The 14,392-nt window shown below is 43.1% G+C and carries 17 protein-coding genes; 4 read left to right on the top strand and 13 right to left on the bottom strand.

The features are described 5' to 3' along the window. Positions 1-108 precede the first annotated feature (108 nt). On the bottom strand, positions 109-1,155 hold the full coding sequence (recA, locus tag CWC28_RS18670; protein ID WP_063703248.1) for a recombinase RecA: 1,047 nt from the start codon (positions 1,153-1,155) through the stop codon (positions 109-111). Between the two features lie 58 nt (positions 1,156-1,213). Continuing rightward, positions 1,214-1,711: a nicotinamide-nucleotide amidohydrolase family protein gene (locus tag CWC28_RS18665; protein WP_063703247.1), complete on the bottom strand. Its 498-nt coding sequence runs from the start codon at positions 1,709-1,711 to the stop codon at positions 1,214-1,216. Between the two features lie 21 nt (positions 1,712-1,732). Between CWC28_RS18665 and mutS the strand changes: the two genes are divergently transcribed. Continuing rightward, positions 1,733-4,306: a DNA mismatch repair protein MutS gene (mutS, locus tag CWC28_RS18660; protein ID WP_105174844.1), complete on the top strand. Its 2,574-nt coding sequence runs from the start codon at positions 1,733-1,735 to the stop codon at positions 4,304-4,306. A gap of 101 nt (positions 4,307-4,407) precedes the next feature. Here mutS and rpoS read toward each other — a convergent pair whose 3' ends face one another. Genes rpoS through CWC28_RS18605 form a run of 11 tightly spaced genes read right to left on the bottom strand, consistent with a single transcriptional unit; the run spans position 4,408 to position 11,984 of the window. Then, positions 4,408-5,391 carry an RNA polymerase sigma factor RpoS gene (gene rpoS / locus CWC28_RS18655; RefSeq protein WP_063703245.1) on the bottom strand — a complete coding sequence of 328 codons (984 nt, stop codon included), beginning with the start codon at positions 5,389-5,391 and terminating at the stop codon, positions 4,408-4,410. 60 nt (positions 5,392-5,451) lie between these two features. Continuing rightward, the gene (locus tag CWC28_RS18650; RefSeq protein WP_105174845.1) at positions 5,452-6,276 is read right to left on the bottom strand and encodes a peptidoglycan DD-metalloendopeptidase family protein; all 825 of its coding nucleotides are present in this window, start codon (positions 6,274-6,276) and stop codon (positions 5,452-5,454) included. Positions 6,277-6,318: 42 nt separating this feature from the next. Continuing rightward, positions 6,319-6,897, bottom strand: coding sequence for a YqaA family protein (locus CWC28_RS18645; RefSeq protein ID WP_063703243.1), 579 nt, complete (start codon positions 6,895-6,897; stop codon positions 6,319-6,321). Positions 6,898-6,908: 11 nt separating this feature from the next. Continuing rightward, the gene (locus CWC28_RS18640) at positions 6,909-7,547 is read right to left on the bottom strand and encodes a protein-L-isoaspartate(D-aspartate) O-methyltransferase (RefSeq protein ID WP_063703242.1); all 639 of its coding nucleotides are present in this window, start codon (positions 7,545-7,547) and stop codon (positions 6,909-6,911) included. Continuing rightward, a complete protein-coding gene (gene surE / locus CWC28_RS18635) occupies positions 7,537-8,301 on the bottom strand; it encodes a 5'/3'-nucleotidase SurE (RefSeq protein ID WP_054551143.1) in 765 nt (254 codons plus the stop codon). The genes CWC28_RS18640 and surE overlap by 11 nt, the downstream gene beginning before the upstream one ends. Beyond that, positions 8,302-9,330, bottom strand: coding sequence for a tRNA pseudouridine(13) synthase TruD (truD, locus tag CWC28_RS18630; RefSeq protein WP_105174846.1), 1,029 nt, complete (start codon positions 9,328-9,330; stop codon positions 8,302-8,304). Beyond that, complete coding sequence (gene ispF, locus CWC28_RS18625) at positions 9,327-9,809, bottom strand: 2-C-methyl-D-erythritol 2,4-cyclodiphosphate synthase (protein WP_138625604.1); 483 nt, start codon at positions 9,807-9,809, stop codon at positions 9,327-9,329. Before ispF ends, truD begins: the two co-directional genes overlap by 4 nt. Then, the gene (gene ispD / locus CWC28_RS18620; protein ID WP_138625603.1) at positions 9,806-10,507 is read right to left on the bottom strand and encodes a 2-C-methyl-D-erythritol 4-phosphate cytidylyltransferase; all 702 of its coding nucleotides are present in this window, start codon (positions 10,505-10,507) and stop codon (positions 9,806-9,808) included. The genes ispF and ispD overlap by 4 nt, the downstream gene beginning before the upstream one ends. Continuing rightward, positions 10,497-10,787 carry a cell division protein FtsB gene (gene ftsB / locus CWC28_RS18615; RefSeq protein ID WP_063703238.1) on the bottom strand — a complete coding sequence of 97 codons (291 nt, stop codon included), beginning with the start codon at positions 10,785-10,787 and terminating at the stop codon, positions 10,497-10,499. The genes ispD and ftsB overlap by 11 nt, the downstream gene beginning before the upstream one ends. A gap of 22 nt (positions 10,788-10,809) precedes the next feature. Next, a complete protein-coding gene (locus CWC28_RS18610; protein WP_063703237.1) occupies positions 10,810-11,442 on the bottom strand; it encodes a hypothetical protein in 633 nt (210 codons plus the stop codon). 59 nt (positions 11,443-11,501) lie between these two features. Then, entirely contained in the window at positions 11,502-11,984 is a 483-nt protein-coding gene (locus CWC28_RS18605) for a DUF2947 domain-containing protein (protein ID WP_063703236.1), read from the bottom strand. A gap of 63 nt (positions 11,985-12,047) precedes the next feature. On the opposite strand from CWC28_RS18605, the gene CWC28_RS18600 reads away from it, so the two are divergent. Genes CWC28_RS18600 through CWC28_RS18590 form a run of 3 tightly spaced genes read left to right on the top strand, consistent with a single transcriptional unit; the run spans position 12,048 to position 14,371 of the window. Continuing rightward, complete coding sequence (locus CWC28_RS18600; protein WP_428614813.1) at positions 12,048-12,281, top strand: DUF1653 domain-containing protein; 234 nt, start codon at positions 12,048-12,050, stop codon at positions 12,279-12,281. 52 nt (positions 12,282-12,333) lie between these two features. Next, positions 12,334-13,182: an AAA family ATPase gene (locus tag CWC28_RS18595; protein WP_063703233.1), complete on the top strand. Its 849-nt coding sequence runs from the start codon at positions 12,334-12,336 to the stop codon at positions 13,180-13,182. Position 13,183: 1 nt separating this feature from the next. Further along, positions 13,184-14,371 carry a vWA domain-containing protein gene (locus CWC28_RS18590; protein WP_138625602.1) on the top strand — a complete coding sequence of 396 codons (1,188 nt, stop codon included), beginning with the start codon at positions 13,184-13,186 and terminating at the stop codon, positions 14,369-14,371. Positions 14,372-14,392 lie beyond the last annotated feature (21 nt).

Below are 14,392 nucleotides of genomic sequence, written 5' to 3'. Positions count from 1 at the left end.
ACTTTCCCCTCTCTAACTTTCATCCATAAAAAAACCGCTAACTGTGTAGCGGTCTTTTTTGTGTTAAGTGCGGGTCAAATCACGCTTAACTGTACTCTTTTGCGGTGTTTATAGCTCGTCTTCAGCTAATAGGCCTGCATCTTCACCATCTTCTGGTTGCACAGTTGCCTGAAGTAATAGCATCTCACGTAACTTACCTTCGATCTCATCTGCGATCTCTGGGTTGTCTTTTAAGAACTTAATTGAGTTTGCTTTACCTTGGCCAACTTTGTTGCCATTGTAGCTGTACCAAGCACCTGATTTTTCAACCAGTTTATGCTTAACACCTAAATCAATTAACTCGCCTTGTTTAGAAATACCTTCACCATACATGATGATGAATTCAGCTTGTTTAAACGGTGGAGCAACCTTGTTCTTAACAACTTTAACGCGAGTTTCGTTACCTACAACCTCATCGCCTTCTTTCACAGAACCAATACGACGAATATCAATACGTACTGAAGCGTAGAATTTAAGTGCGTTACCACCCGTTGTTGTTTCAGGGTTACCAAACATAACACCAATTTTCATACGGATTTGGTTGATGAAAATACATAGCGTGTTTGAACGCTTGATGTTACCTGTAAGCTTACGCAATGCCTGCGACATTAAGCGAGCTTGTAGACCCATGTGTGAGTCACCCATGTCGCCTTCGATTTCAGCTTTTGGTGTTAAAGCTGCTACCGAGTCAACGATAACTACATCAACAGCGCTTGAACGAACTAACATGTCACAGATTTCTAATGCTTGCTCACCAGTATCAGGTTGAGAAACAAGTAATTCATCAATGTTTACACCCAGTTTTTGCGCGTATACAGGATCTAGAGCGTGCTCAGCATCTACGAATGCACACGTTTTACCTTGTTTTTGAGCTTCAGCGATAACTTGTAAAGTAAGTGTTGTTTTACCTGATGATTCAGGACCATACACTTCAACAATACGGCCTGTAGGTAAACCACCAATACCTAATGCGATATCGATACCAAGTGAACCTGTTGAGATTGCTTCAATGTCTAGGGCTTTGTTATCGCCCAGTTTCATAATTGAGCCTTTACCAAATTGACGCTCAATTTGTGATAAAGCAGCGTCCAAGGCTTTTTGTTTGTTATCGTTCATTCTGTTCTCCAAATCCGGCTAATGCAGACAGTATACTGTATGAAATCACAGTATCAAGCTAATTTTCAGATTTTATCAATTCAATTACAGTTTTTAATGAATAAACAATAGCTTGCAGTCTAACTTCAGCTCTGTCACCAGCGAAAACCTGTTTGCTTGGGTAGTTTTGACCAGCAAAATGAATACAAAACCAAACTAACCCCACAGGTTTATCCAGTGTTCCGCCACCGGGTCCTGCGACTCCCGAAATTGCAATTGCGATATCGGCGTTTGCAGCTTTTGCTGCACCCGATGCCATTTCAACAACTGTTTGCTCACTCACCGCACCAAAGCTATTTAAGGTTTGTTCTGTTACGCCAATGAGTTCATGTTTTGCTTGGTTGCTATAAGTGACAAATGCGCGGTCAATATAATTAGAGCTACCAGGAGTATCGGTTAAGGCGTAGCTTACTCCACCACCGGTGCATGATTCTGCGGTAGTGATCCATAAGCGTTTATCCGTTAAAATAGCTCCTAATTTCGCAGCAAGTGTTTTAATCTCTTGATGTAATTCCATATTCAGCCTTTGGGTAAATACATGTCGTTTGATCTTTATGCACCGCACACTATAAATCAACAAACCCCTATGATGCAGCAGTATCTAAAAATAAAAGCCGAGCATCGGGATATTTTACTGTTTTATCGTATGGGCGACTTTTATGAACTTTTCTTCGATGATGCCAAGCGTGCTGCGCAACTTCTTGATATTTCTCAGACTCATCGTGGTAAAGCCGGTGGCGATCCCATTCCAATGGCAGGTGTGCCTTATCACGCCGTAGAGAACTACTTAGCTCGCCTTGTACAAATGGGTGAGTCGGTGGCTATTTGTGAGCAAGTTGGCGATCCTGCCACCAGCAAAGGCCCTGTTGAGCGTAAAGTTGTGCGCATTGTTACACCGGGCACTATTTCTGACGAAGCGCTGTTACAAGAACGCCAAGACAACTTGCTAACCAGCGTTTGGCAAAGTAAACAAGGCTTATATGGTATTGCTTATTTAGATATTAACTCTGGCAGATTCAATGTGTTAGAAGTAAATACTGATGAAGCATTTAGCTCAACATTACAGCGTTTAGCCCCTGCTGAGCTGCTTTATAGTGAAACATTTGCAAATGTGCACCTAATTGAGCATATCAAAGGCGCACGTCGTCGCCCAGAATGGGAGTTTGATTTAGATACAGCCCAGCACTTACTGTGCGACCAATTTGGCACCAAAGATCTGGTTGGTTTTGGTGTAGACAAAGCACACGCTGCTTTGGTGGCTGCGGGCTGCTTAATGCAATATGTAAAAGACACTCAACGTATTGCCCTGCCGCATATTCGTGCGATTACCCTTGAGCAAAACGAACACGCGGTGATTTTAGATGCTGCAACCCGTAAAAATCTTGAACTAACGGTAAATTTATCGGGCGGCTACGAAAACACGCTTGCACAAGTACTTGATAAAACAGCGACTGCGATGGGTTCACGCTTATTAAAACGTCGTATTCATACCCCTGTGCGCAGTAAAACAGAGCTCAACTCTCGACTAAACGCAATCAGTGCAATTATCGATGCGCAATTATGTGGTGAGCTACAAGAGTCATTAAAGCAAATTGGCGACATTGAGCGTGTTATCGCCCGTTTAGCGCTTTGCACAGCACGCCCACGTGATTTAACGCGCCTACGTAGTGCACTGCAAGCTCTGGCACCATTACACGAATTACTTCTGGACGCCAACGATCCACGTATTAGTCAAATAATTGCGCAATCACAGCAATTACCTGAGCTACAAGATTTACTAGAACGTGCTGTCATCGAAACCCCACCGGTGCTTATTCGCGATGGGGGTGTGATTGCCCCGGGCTATAACAGTGAGCTCGATGAATGGCGTGCGTTAAGCCAAGGTGCAACTGATATTCTCGAAAAGCTTGAAGAACGTGAGCGTGAGCGCACTGGCATTAGCACCTTAAAAATTGGCTATAACAAGGTGCATGGCTTTTTTATTGAGGTTAGCCGCGCTAACTCGCACTTGGTTCCTGCCGATTATATTCGCCGTCAAACGCTAAAAAATAATGAGCGCTATATTATCCCTGAGCTTAAAGAGCACGAAGATAAAGTACTTGGTAGCCAATCAAAAGCGCTGGCGCTTGAAAAACAGCTTTATGAGCAACTCTTTGAGTTTATAGCTCCGCACATTGCGCAACTGCAAACGATGGCAGCCGTACTGGCTGATTTAGATGTATTGAACAACTTAGCTGAACGTGCACAAGCGCTTAATTACGCTAAACCAACATTATGCGATAACGATAATATCAGCATTAAACAAGGTCGCCATCCGGTGGTAGAACAGGTAATGAAAGACCCGTTTATTGCCAACCCAGTAGAGCTTAATAACGACCGGAAAATGTTGATTATCACAGGTCCAAATATGGGTGGTAAATCAACCTATATGCGCCAAACCGCGCTTATCGTTTTGATGGCCCATATTGGCTCTTACGTACCTGCTGATCGCGCAGAAATTGGTAATATTGACCGTATCTTTACGCGTATCGGCGCAAGTGATGATTTAGCATCAGGGCGTTCAACCTTCATGGTTGAAATGACAGAAACGGCAACAATTTTAAATAACGCCACAGCGCAATCACTGGTGCTGATGGATGAAATTGGTCGCGGTACTTCAACCTATGATGGTTTATCGCTTGCCTATGCAACGGCTGATTATTTAGCATCAAAAATTGCTGCTAAAACTTTGTTTGCAACCCACTATTTTGAGCTAACCGAACTAGCCGAGCAAAAACCTGGGCTAGTTAATGTGCACCTTGATGCCATTGAGCATAACGACACCATTGCCTTTATGCATACCGTGCTTGAAGGTGCGGCAAGCAAGAGCTTTGGCCTTCAAGTTGCCGCCTTAGCAGGTGTACCAAAGGCAGTGATCCAACAAGCAAAACAAAAGCTTAAAATGCTTGAAAATCATCAACCTGTCACAGCCCCTATTGAGCAGCAACAGCAAACATTAAGTTTTGATGATGAACCTTCTGAGCTTGAATTAACCTTAAAACAGCTTGATCCAGATAGCCTAACGCCAAGACAAGCACACCAACTACTGTATCAATTAAAAGATTTACTTTAAATTTTGAATAGATATAAAAAAAGCTGACGTTACGTCAGCTTTTTTGTGTGTTCTGAACCCGTGGGTTCTATACCTTTGATCAGGTATTCATTGTTGTCAAATCAGGTGAATTGGTCGAATAGGCTATCAGTACTTAAACCTTCGTGTTGCAAAATGTCTTTTAAGCGACGTAATGCTTCCACTTGAATTTGTCTTACACGCTCACGTGTTAAGCCAATTTCACGACCAACATCTTCAAGGGTTGATGGCTCATAGCCTAGTAAACCAAAACGACGAGCAAGTACTTCACGCTGTTTCGGGTTTAACTCTCCTAGCCAATCAACAATGTGCTTGTTGATGTCATTGTTTTGTACTTCGCCTTCAGGACCATAGTCTTTTTCATCGGCGATGATATCTAATAATGCTTTGTCATTTTCACCACCAATTGGTGTATCCACCGAGGTGATTTTTTCGTTTAAACGCAGCATCTTAGTAACATCTTCAACCGGCTTATCTAAGCACTCTGCTATTTCTTCTGCGGTTGGTTCATGGTCAAGTTTCTGTGTTAATTCACGGGCTGTTCTTAAATAAACATTTAGCTCTTTAACCACATGAATAGGTAAGCGAATCGTACGTGTTTGGTTCATGATGGCACGTTCAATGGTTTGACGTATCCACCAGGTTGCATAAGTTGAAAAACGGAAACCTCGTTCTGGGTCAAATTTTTCAACGGCTCTAATAAGGCCTAAATTACCTTCTTCAATAAGGTCAAGCAGCGCAAGACCTCGGTTGTTATAGCGGCGGGCAATTTTCACCACTAAACGTAAATTACTTTCAATCATTCGCTTGCGAGAGGCTTCACAGCCTTTCAATGCTTTTCTAGCAAAATAGACTTCTTCTTCTGCGCTTAATAGCGGAGAAAAGCCAATTTCACCAAGGTATAGCTGAGTGGCATCTAGATTCTTGGCAACTTCATCCTTTGCAAAAATTTCATCATCGTTGTCGACTTCTTCTAGTAACTCTGGTGAATCATCTTCAATTACCGTGTCATCAAATTTATCGTCAATCGCGTCAGTTGTTTTCTCAAGTTTTGCTGTGTGACCCATAAGCGTCCTCCCGAGCAAATATGTGATTGAGCTAAATCACTTTATCAATACCCTAAATGGCTAAGGTAAATACTTAGCAGGATTGACTGCTTGACCCCGATAACGAATTTCAAATCTCAAAGCCGTAACCGAAGAGTCTGAACTGCCCATTTCTGCTATTTTCTGCCCCGCCTTTACTTCCTGTTTTTCCTTTACAAGCAACTTTGAATTGTGCGCGTAAGCACTTAGGTAATCATCATTATGTTTCAAAATAATTAAATTACCGTAACCCCTCAATGCGTTGCCCGCGTATACCACAGTTCCATGTGCAGCAGCTAAAACAGAAGCCCCTTGTTTATTAGTAATCTGTAATCCTTTAAAGCCATTCTCTTTATTAGAGAAGCGTTGCGTAACCTTGCCTTTTGCCGGCCAGCTCCATACAACTTTTGCATTAGAATTACTGTTTTTTTCACTAATTATTTTGTTGGCTTGTTTCTGAACATACTCTCGTTGTTTTGGCTGATCAAGCTCTTTTTTTAATTTTTTGTTATTTTTTTGTATAGAAACAGTAGACTTTTTACTCGAATTCGTATATTTTTTCGTCTTTTTTTGTTTTTGTGCCGATTTTGTGAGCAAAACACTCTGTCCGGGGAAGATAGTGTAAGGTGCTGGAATATCGTTTATTTTCGCAAGGGTACGAAAATCTTGTTGAGCGCTAAAAGCAATTGAGTACAAAGTATCACCCTTTTTGACTACATATTTTGAGCCTGAGATATTTACTTTGCGTGTGGCGGGTTTAACTTTATTATCTAAACTACTGACCGGCGCCGGTGCGTCGCGAGAAGTACAGCCAAAGAGCAAAATACTAAGAAACAAAGTAACATAGACTGTTAACTGCCTGCTCATCGTAAAATGCTCCTTATCGTACTAATTTAATGGTTTTGCGGGTTATCGTAGCAAAAAGTACGCAACCACGACTAAAACAACTAATCCCCAACCAAGCGCTTCAACATATTGACGTAATTTTTGCTCCATTTTAACGCCACCCCATTTCATCAAGGCCGACACTAAAAAGAAACGCGCGCCACGGCCGACAGCTGAGGCAATTAAAAACGGTAAGAATGCCATTTGCATCAAACCAGCGCCGATTGTAAAAACCTTATAAGGTATAGGAGAGAAGCCCGCTAAGAAGACTACCCAAACACCGTAGTTTTCAAACCAACCTAGTGCTGTGTCAAATTTGGCTTGCCAACCCATTTGGGCAATAAGAGGCTCGACCACAGGTTCGAATAACCAAAAGCCAAGTAAGTAACCTAAAATACCACCAATCACAGAGGCTATAGTAGTAAAGCTGGCAAAACGCCATGCTTTATCTGGTTGAGCTAGCGACATAGGGGCTAGCATAACATCCGGTGGTACCGGAAAAAAAACTGATTCAGCAAAACTCATCCCTGCTAAATAACGCTCCGCATGACGGTGTTTAGCCCATACCAGCGCCATATCATATAACTTAGTAAACAACTTCAAAGTATAACGTCCTATTCAATATCACCAGGTACCAAAGGTACAAATCTTACTGGTGCAACTTTATGTTCTGTAAATGTATCGCCATTTCTAACGACCATCATTAATTGCTGATCTTGTTCACCAATAGGTGCAATCATAACGCCCCCATCAGCAAGTTGTGCAAGAAGCCCTTGTGGCATAGTAGCAGCTGCTGCTGTGACAATAATTCCCTCAAATGGAGCTTGTGACTGCCAGCCTTGCCACCCATCACCATGTTTCATGGTGACATTGTATAAATCAAGTTTGTGCAAACGCCGCTTTGCTTGCCATTGCAATGCTTTGATACGCTCCACCGAGCACACTTTAGTAAAGGTTTTTGCCAGTATCGCCGTTTGGTAGCCAGACCCTGTGCCTATCTCAAGCACTTTATCACGCACCCCAGCTAAGCGGAGCAGCTCTGTCATGCGTGCGACTATGTATGGTTGTGAAATCGTTTGCCCTTGGCCGATTGGCAGTGCGGTATTTTGATAGGCTTTGTGCTGTAAAACATCATCAACAAAGATGTGCCTAGGTGTAGAAGCTATCGCTTCAAGCACCGTACTGTCTTCTACGCCCTCGCGTTTTAATAATTCAGCTAATGCTAGTGCACTGCGATTATAATTAGTCAGCACTATTAATCTCCATATTTGCTAACCAGCTATCAACGGCTTGTAAGCTTTCTTTCGCCGTCATATCAACACTGAGTGGTGTGACTGATGCATATCCATTATTGATGGCATAAAAATCAGTGCCTTCCCCTGCATCACTTTCAGCGCCAAGGGTACCATACCAATAAATATCGCGGCCCCATGGGTCTTGTTGTTTAGTCATGGTTTCAGCTTTATGGCGCGAACCTAAACGGGTTACTTTGACCCCTTTTAGTTCGGTAAGCGGAATATCAGGCACGTTTAAGTTGATGATTTGATCTTTCGGTAATGGATGCGATGCCAACTCTTTGATGATACTTACCGCAACCGCTGCGGCAGTTTCAAAGTGATTTCCTTCTTTAGAACATAACGACACTGCAATGGCAGGTAGCCCTAAGTGACGGCCTTCAGTGGCAGCGGCAACGGTACCTGAATACAAGGTATCATCACCTAAATTGGCACCGTGGTTTATCCCTGCAACCACTAAATCGGGCTGCTGCTCGGTTAACTCATTAACTCCTAAATGCACACAATCAGTTGGCGTGCCATTAATCGAAATAAAGCCATTATCAAGGGTGGTTGCACGCAGTGGATTCATTAACGTTAATGAATTACTTGCGCCACTGCAATTGCGATCTGGCGCCACTAAGGTCACATCTGCAATTTGCGTTAATGCATGATACAAAACCGCAATCCCTTTAGCATGCACACCATCATCATTGCTTAGTAAGATTTTCATTTACGCATCCTTTTGTTTTTGTTCTCTAGGGCTTGCATCTTGATAGTCCACCAGCTCACGCAGCAAGGCGGTAGCAAAACACCCTTTTGGTAAACCAAAGCTTAACTTTAAGGTCGTTTCATCTATCGTTTCAACGGCTAATGAGTCTGGGATCAGTCGTAACATTCTACGCTCATTCTTAAGGCCAAGTTCGCTAAGACCCTCTATCCAAGACTGATAAGGCTCGAGCCACTCTTTTTCAGTTTCGGTTAGGCCTTTTTCGCCTTTACCAACCATAGGAGCTGACATCACAATATCACCAGACGCTAGGCGGGCAATATTGTCATCACTAATATTGTCTTCAAAAAATGCATTACTGCCGCTGAGCATAAACACTTCGCGGTGCATTGTTTTTGCAAGGCCATGCTCTGCAACGCGCATGCTCACGATTTCATTAAACACATAAGAGCGTGCAGCTGAAATAACTAAGCCACGCAATTTTTTATCGCGGATACGCTCTCCGGCAAACATGCGTTTTGCCATTTCAAGGTTGTGACCACCATGCCCAAAGCGCTGCTCACCAAAGTAATTAGGCACACCGGCGCGCACCGCGTTGATACGGCACAAAATATCAAGCGGCTCAGTCACGTTGCGTAACGTAATGGTAAAGCGATTGCCTCTGTGGCAGCCAGTTCTGAGCTTACGATTATGACGCTGTTGCGATACCACAAAAAATTGCTCGTTATTCAACTCACTAAATTCTATGTGTTTTTTAATTGGCACGGGAACACTAAACCATTGTGTACACACGCCATGACGGTCTTTTAAGCCTGCATAACTCACATCACGTGGAGATACCCCCGCTTTTTCGGCAATGCGTTTAGCAATAAACTGAGTATTTTCGCCTTTTTTTACAACCTGCAAGCAAACATGCTCACCTGATCCTGTAAACTCAATACCTAAGTCTTCATCAACCATGAAGTCTTCGGCGTGAGTTTTAAAGTCAGCCTTAGAAAGGGGTTTACCGTAAAGGTAGTTTAACTCACTCATGCGCTTTGTTTGCTCATAATCACCACTGCGTGGCTTGAAATACCTTCTTTGCGACCTTCAAACCCAAGCTTCTCAGTAGTTGTTGCTTTCACATTCACTTGAGAAATATCAGCTTCAAGGTCTTGGCATAAGTTTTCACGCATTGCTTGAATGTGCGGCAACATTTTTGGTGCTTGCGCAACAATCGTCACATCGGCATTACCAAGTACATAGCCTTGATCTTTAGCAAGCCCAACCACGTGGCGTAGTAAAATTCGGCTATCAATGTTTTCGTATTCGCTCGCAGTGTCTGGAAAATGCTTGCCAATATCCCCCATTGCTAATGCACCTAAAATAGCATCACACAATGCGTGAATGGCAACATCACCATCTGAATGTGCTAAAAAGCCTTGTGGGTAATCAATTTTTTCACCACAAATCACCAACGGGCCTTCGCCGCCAAATTTGTGTACATCAAAGCCATGGCCAATTCGAATCATGAGGTACTCTCGTTTTGTTGTTTTTGCAGTAAAAATGCTGCTAAATCTAAATCTTCTGGGGTGGTGATTTTAATGTTGTCACTGCGACCAGCAACCAGCTTAACAGGCTGCTTAGCCCATTCAATTGCCGATGCCTCATCCGTGATAGTCACACCATTTTTAAGGGCACTTGATAGCGCATCTGTGAGCGCCTGATAGGGGAAAAACTGAGGGGTAAGTGCCTGCCATAAATCATCACGAGGCACCGTTTGTTCACTGTGCGTATGACCGCGTTTAATGGTGTCTTTTACTTTTGATGCTAAGATACCGCCTTCATTGGCAGCGATACATTCAGATATTAAACGCTGAATATCTGCCAAGCATACTAACGGCCTTGCCGCATCGTGAACAAGCACCCAATCAGGCGGGTTATCCGCAAGTGATAACAATGCATTGAGCACTGAATCAGCGCGCTCTTTACCACCAGATACGCGCTCAATACGCTTATCAATATGAGGTAAATCAGCAAAGTAGCCGTCATCATCGCTAACTGCTACTTTGATGGTATTTAATTCGTTAAGTTCTGCAAGTTTACTCAGGGTATGTTCTAAAATAGTTTTACCCGCAAGTTCAATATACTGCTTTGGCGCCGAATGCTGCATTCGACTCCCAACTCCCGCAGCGGGAACAATGGCGGTGATAGTTTGCTTAGTGTTCATTTTGCTGTTGACCTGGTAATACGCGAATAAAGGTTTCGCCAGGTTTAATCATTCCTAATTCATTGCGCGCCCGCTCTTCGATGCCCTCTTGACCGAGTTTTAAGTCTTCAATATCGGCTTTGAGCACTTTATTGCGCTTTAACAATTTAGCATTGGTGTCTTGATGAGAGGTAACCGCTTGTTTCAAACGAGTGTAATCTTGCACACCATTATGGCCAAACCATAAACGATATTGCAGAAATAAAGCCAAACATAACAAGGCGAATTGAAAAACCCGCATTGAACACTCCTTCGCGGTTAAATTAAGTCAAAGGGCGTTTTAAATTACGCCAATTTATATTGCTTGCTAGTAGCATTTCTCGTAATGACAAACGCTTAGGTGTGATGCGTTTATTAAATTGCCATTGATGACCACAGCACGCTGCTGCCATCACCGCTTTTGCGGGCTTAAGCAATTGAATATGCGCGTTTTCTAGCGATTCACCGGAAGTATCAAACCAACCAAGCTCGTTGCAATGTACCTTATTGTCGCTTACTTGATCTAAGCTGTCTATGCGCACGGTTGTACATTGCTCGTCATTAATTAGCACGGGAACAATTAACCCGCGCTTAGCATATTGACTATAAAAGTCTTTTGAGTCGTTTTTATTATAAACAGGTGGCGTTGATTTTTGTTTTTCAAGCCAACTGCCGTTTTGTGAATCTAGCTGCAATGGCGCATCGCCATTAACTATACGCATGGCTAAACGCTCTATATAGTAAGGCAAACTAGCTAATAAGCGCTTTAGCCTTGCAGCATCAGGTTCATTTACCAAACGCGGGATTTCACGAGCATAAAATGCATTGCATAACTGCGCATACAAAGCACGATCGGCATCAGTTTGCCAAATTTCGGCTTGTTGCGAGTGTTCGCTCTGTGAAGTTGGTTTAGACAATGCGCGCTCTTATAAAACAATTGCTTGACTGTTTTATAGCATAGAGCGTTTATTGAGCGCTACTTTACTGCGCCTTTTTTACCCAATTTTGCATTACCAGATTCTAAAAACTGCACCACCGCATCACGCTTTTTACCTAGTAACAAACTACCATCAGCTAAAAACATAAAGTTTTGCCAACAACGCTTAAAAACGGCAAAGCTGGTTTCAATGATATTGTCGCGAGCCATACAAAAATAGACCGTCGTGTTTGCTTCCCACGCTAAGTGGTTTAGGATTTCTTCAGGTAACTGCTCGTCGCCCGCTTCCCATGCGTTTTCCCAGTTAATGGTCTCTGAAAAGCTGTCGTCTTTGCCGCACCAATCTGTTTTATCAAAAAAGTCAGGGTGATCATGCTCTCGGCTCACCATGGTAGTCCATAAAACAGCAGCGCGTTCAGCACTCATTGGTTTTATTTGCGCTGCGTCTTCGCTACTTATCGGCATATCTTTATGACGAAAAACCCAGGCTTTTTTGTATTCATCTAACGAAATATAATTCATAGTTCAGGCAGTTTGTTTCAGCGTAAAATGTGCAAACTGCAATTATACCCAAATGACTCCAAGATGCGAGATAAACACATGACTATCAAACCCGGGATTTACCAACATTACAAAGGTCCAAAATACAAAGTTGAATATGTTGCCACTCATAGCGAAACGAATGAGACATTGGTAATTTATCAAGCGCTCTACGGCGAATTTGGCATGTGGGCACGCCCGCTTAGTATGTTTACAGAAACCGTCACTGTCGAGGGCAAAACGGTACCGCGTTTTGCATACCTTTCAGACGCCGACTAACTGTGGCATCATGACGTTATTAATCACTGCTCAGACCAGATAAGGTGACATCGTGCTTTTTAATTCAACCGATAACTACATTGCCAGTAACTCATTAAAACAAGCGGTTAACGCAGCGATCTTGCTCGAAAAACCCCTGCTTATTAAAGGTGAACCCGGCACAGGAAAAACTATGCTGGCCGAGGAACTTGCAAAAAGTTTAGACACCACGCTAATTCAATGGCACATCAAATCAACCACTAAAGCGCAGCAAGGCCTGTATGAATATGATGCGGTATCGCGTCTTCGCGACAGCCAGTTAGGTGATGAGCGTGTGCACGATATCAGCAACTACATTGTAAAAGGGAAATTATGGCAAGCCTTTACCTATGGTGAGCAACATAACAAACGCCCTGTGCTATTGATTGATGAAATTGACAAAGCTGATATTGAATTCCCCAACGACTTGCTATTAGAGCTCGATAAAATGGAGTTTCATGTTTATGAGACCGGCGAGCGAGTTATTGCAAAGCAACGTCCGATTGTGATCATCACGTCAAATAACGAAAAAGAGCTGCCAGATGCCTTTTTACGTCGTTGTTTTTTCCATTACATTGATTTTCCAAGTAGTGAAGAAATGGCGCAAATTATCGATGTGCATCACCCGCATGTTAAACAAGATTTAGTACGCCAAGCACTTGAGGTGTTCTTTAATCTACGTGAAGTAAACGGTATTAAGAAAAAACCATCAACCAGCGAATTACTCGACTGGTTAAAGCTACTGATGGCCGAAGATATTGATGCTAAAACACTGCATGATAAAAGCCAAAAAGGCGGCTTAATGCCCATGTTTGGAGCACTATTAAAGAACGAGCAAGACATTAGCTTAATCGAAAAACTTGCGTTTATGAGCCGCCGTTAAGATGTTAATTGCGTTTTTCTTTAAGCTTCGCGAATACCGCTTACCAGTAAGTTTGCGAGAGCTACTTGATTTGATCAATGCGCTCAAGCAAGGAGTTATTTTTGCCGATGTTGACGCGTTTTATTATTTAGCGCGTACCATCATGGTTAAAGATGAAACCCATTTCGACCGTTTTGATAAAGCCTTTGCTGATTACTTTAGTGGCGTGGCCGACCTTGATCTGCTCGAAAGCTTAAAACAGCAGCATGCCTTGCCTGATGATTGGCTACGCAAAGAGTTTGAAAAACATTTAAGTGACGAAGAAAAAGCGCAATTACAAGCCATGGGCGGCCTTGATAAACTCATGGAAACCCTCAAGCAGCGCCTTGAAGAGCAGCAAAAGCGCCATGCAGGGGGTAATAAATGGGTGGGTACCGGTGGCACTTCACCATTTGGCGCCTATGGGTATAACCCTGAAGGTGTGCGTATTGGTCAAGACGGTAACCGACATCGCCGCGCGGTAAAAGTATGGGATAAACGCAGCTACCGAAACCTTGATAGTGAGCGTGAAATCGGCTCGCGCACCATTAAACTCGCTCTAAAAAAACTGCGTAAATTTGCCCGTACTGGCGCCAGCGATACCCTCGATTTAACCGAAACCATCCGCGCAACTGCAAAGCAAGGTGGCATGCTCGATGTGAAAATGGCACCTGAGCGCCACAATGCAGTAAAAGTATTGATGCTATTTGATATCGGCGGTTCAATGGATGATTACATTCATACCTGCGAAGAGCTATTTAGCGCTGCTCACAGCGAGTTTAAGCACCTTGAGTTTTACTATTTTCATAACTGTTTGTATGAGCATGTTTGGCAAGATAATCAGCGTCGTCACTCTAACGTCATTGATACCATGACCTTGATTAACAAGTTCACCAGCGACTACAAGGTGATCTTTGTTGGCGATGCCACTATGGGTCCTTACGAAATCGCCTACCCCGGTGGCAGCGTTGAGCATTGGAATGAAGAACCCGGTAGCGCTTGGTTAAACCGCATAACCAATCACTTTGATAAAGTCGCTTGGCTCAACCCGCAATCCGTTGAACACTGGCGCTATTATCAATCAATTGATTTTATAAAGCAGTTAATGGACAACCGCATGTACCCACTCACGCTAGATGGGATTAGTAATGCGATTAGGGAGTTGAGTTAGAGTTAGAAAGTTAGAAAGTTA

The sequence above is a fragment of the Pseudoalteromonas sp. S4492 genome (assembly GCF_005886115.1).
Classification (GTDB): domain Bacteria; phylum Pseudomonadota; class Gammaproteobacteria; order Enterobacterales; family Alteromonadaceae; genus Pseudoalteromonas; species Pseudoalteromonas gelatinilytica.
The sequence above is the reverse complement of the archived record's forward strand: the minus strand, read 5'-3'. Positions and strand labels throughout refer to the sequence as shown.

Coding starts and splice junctions, on each gene's coding strand:
- recA (WP_063703248.1), bottom strand. CDS start 1,155: ATGAACGATAACAAACAAAAAGCCTTGGACGCTGCTTTATCACAAATT.
- CWC28_RS18665 (WP_063703247.1), bottom strand. CDS start 1,711: ATGGAATTACATCAAGAGATTAAAACACTTGCTGCGAAATTAGGAGCT.
- mutS (WP_105174844.1), top strand. CDS start 1,733: ATGTCGTTTGATCTTTATGCACCGCACACTATAAATCAACAAACCCCT.
- rpoS (WP_063703245.1), bottom strand. CDS start 5,391: ATGGGTCACACAGCAAAACTTGAGAAAACAACTGACGCGATTGACGAT.
- CWC28_RS18650 (WP_105174845.1), bottom strand. CDS start 6,276: ATGAGCAGGCAGTTAACAGTCTATGTTACTTTGTTTCTTAGTATTTTG.
- surE (WP_054551143.1), bottom strand. CDS start 8,301: ATGAAAATCTTACTAAGCAATGATGATGGTGTGCATGCTAAAGGGATT.
- truD (WP_105174846.1), bottom strand. CDS start 9,330: ATGAGTGAGTTAAACTACCTTTACGGTAAACCCCTTTCTAAGGCTGAC.
- ispF (WP_138625604.1), bottom strand. CDS start 9,809: ATGATTCGAATTGGCCATGGCTTTGATGTACACAAATTTGGCGGCGAA.
- ispD (WP_138625603.1), bottom strand. CDS start 10,507: ATGAACACTAAGCAAACTATCACCGCCATTGTTCCCGCTGCGGGAGTT.
- ftsB (WP_063703238.1), bottom strand. CDS start 10,787: ATGCGGGTTTTTCAATTCGCCTTGTTATGTTTGGCTTTATTTCTGCAA.
- CWC28_RS18605 (WP_063703236.1), bottom strand. CDS start 11,984: ATGAATTATATTTCGTTAGATGAATACAAAAAAGCCTGGGTTTTTCGT.
- CWC28_RS18600 (WP_428614813.1), top strand. CDS start 12,048: ATGCGAGATAAACACATGACTATCAAACCCGGGATTTACCAACATTAC.
- CWC28_RS18590 (WP_138625602.1), top strand. CDS start 13,184: ATGTTAATTGCGTTTTTCTTTAAGCTTCGCGAATACCGCTTACCAGTA.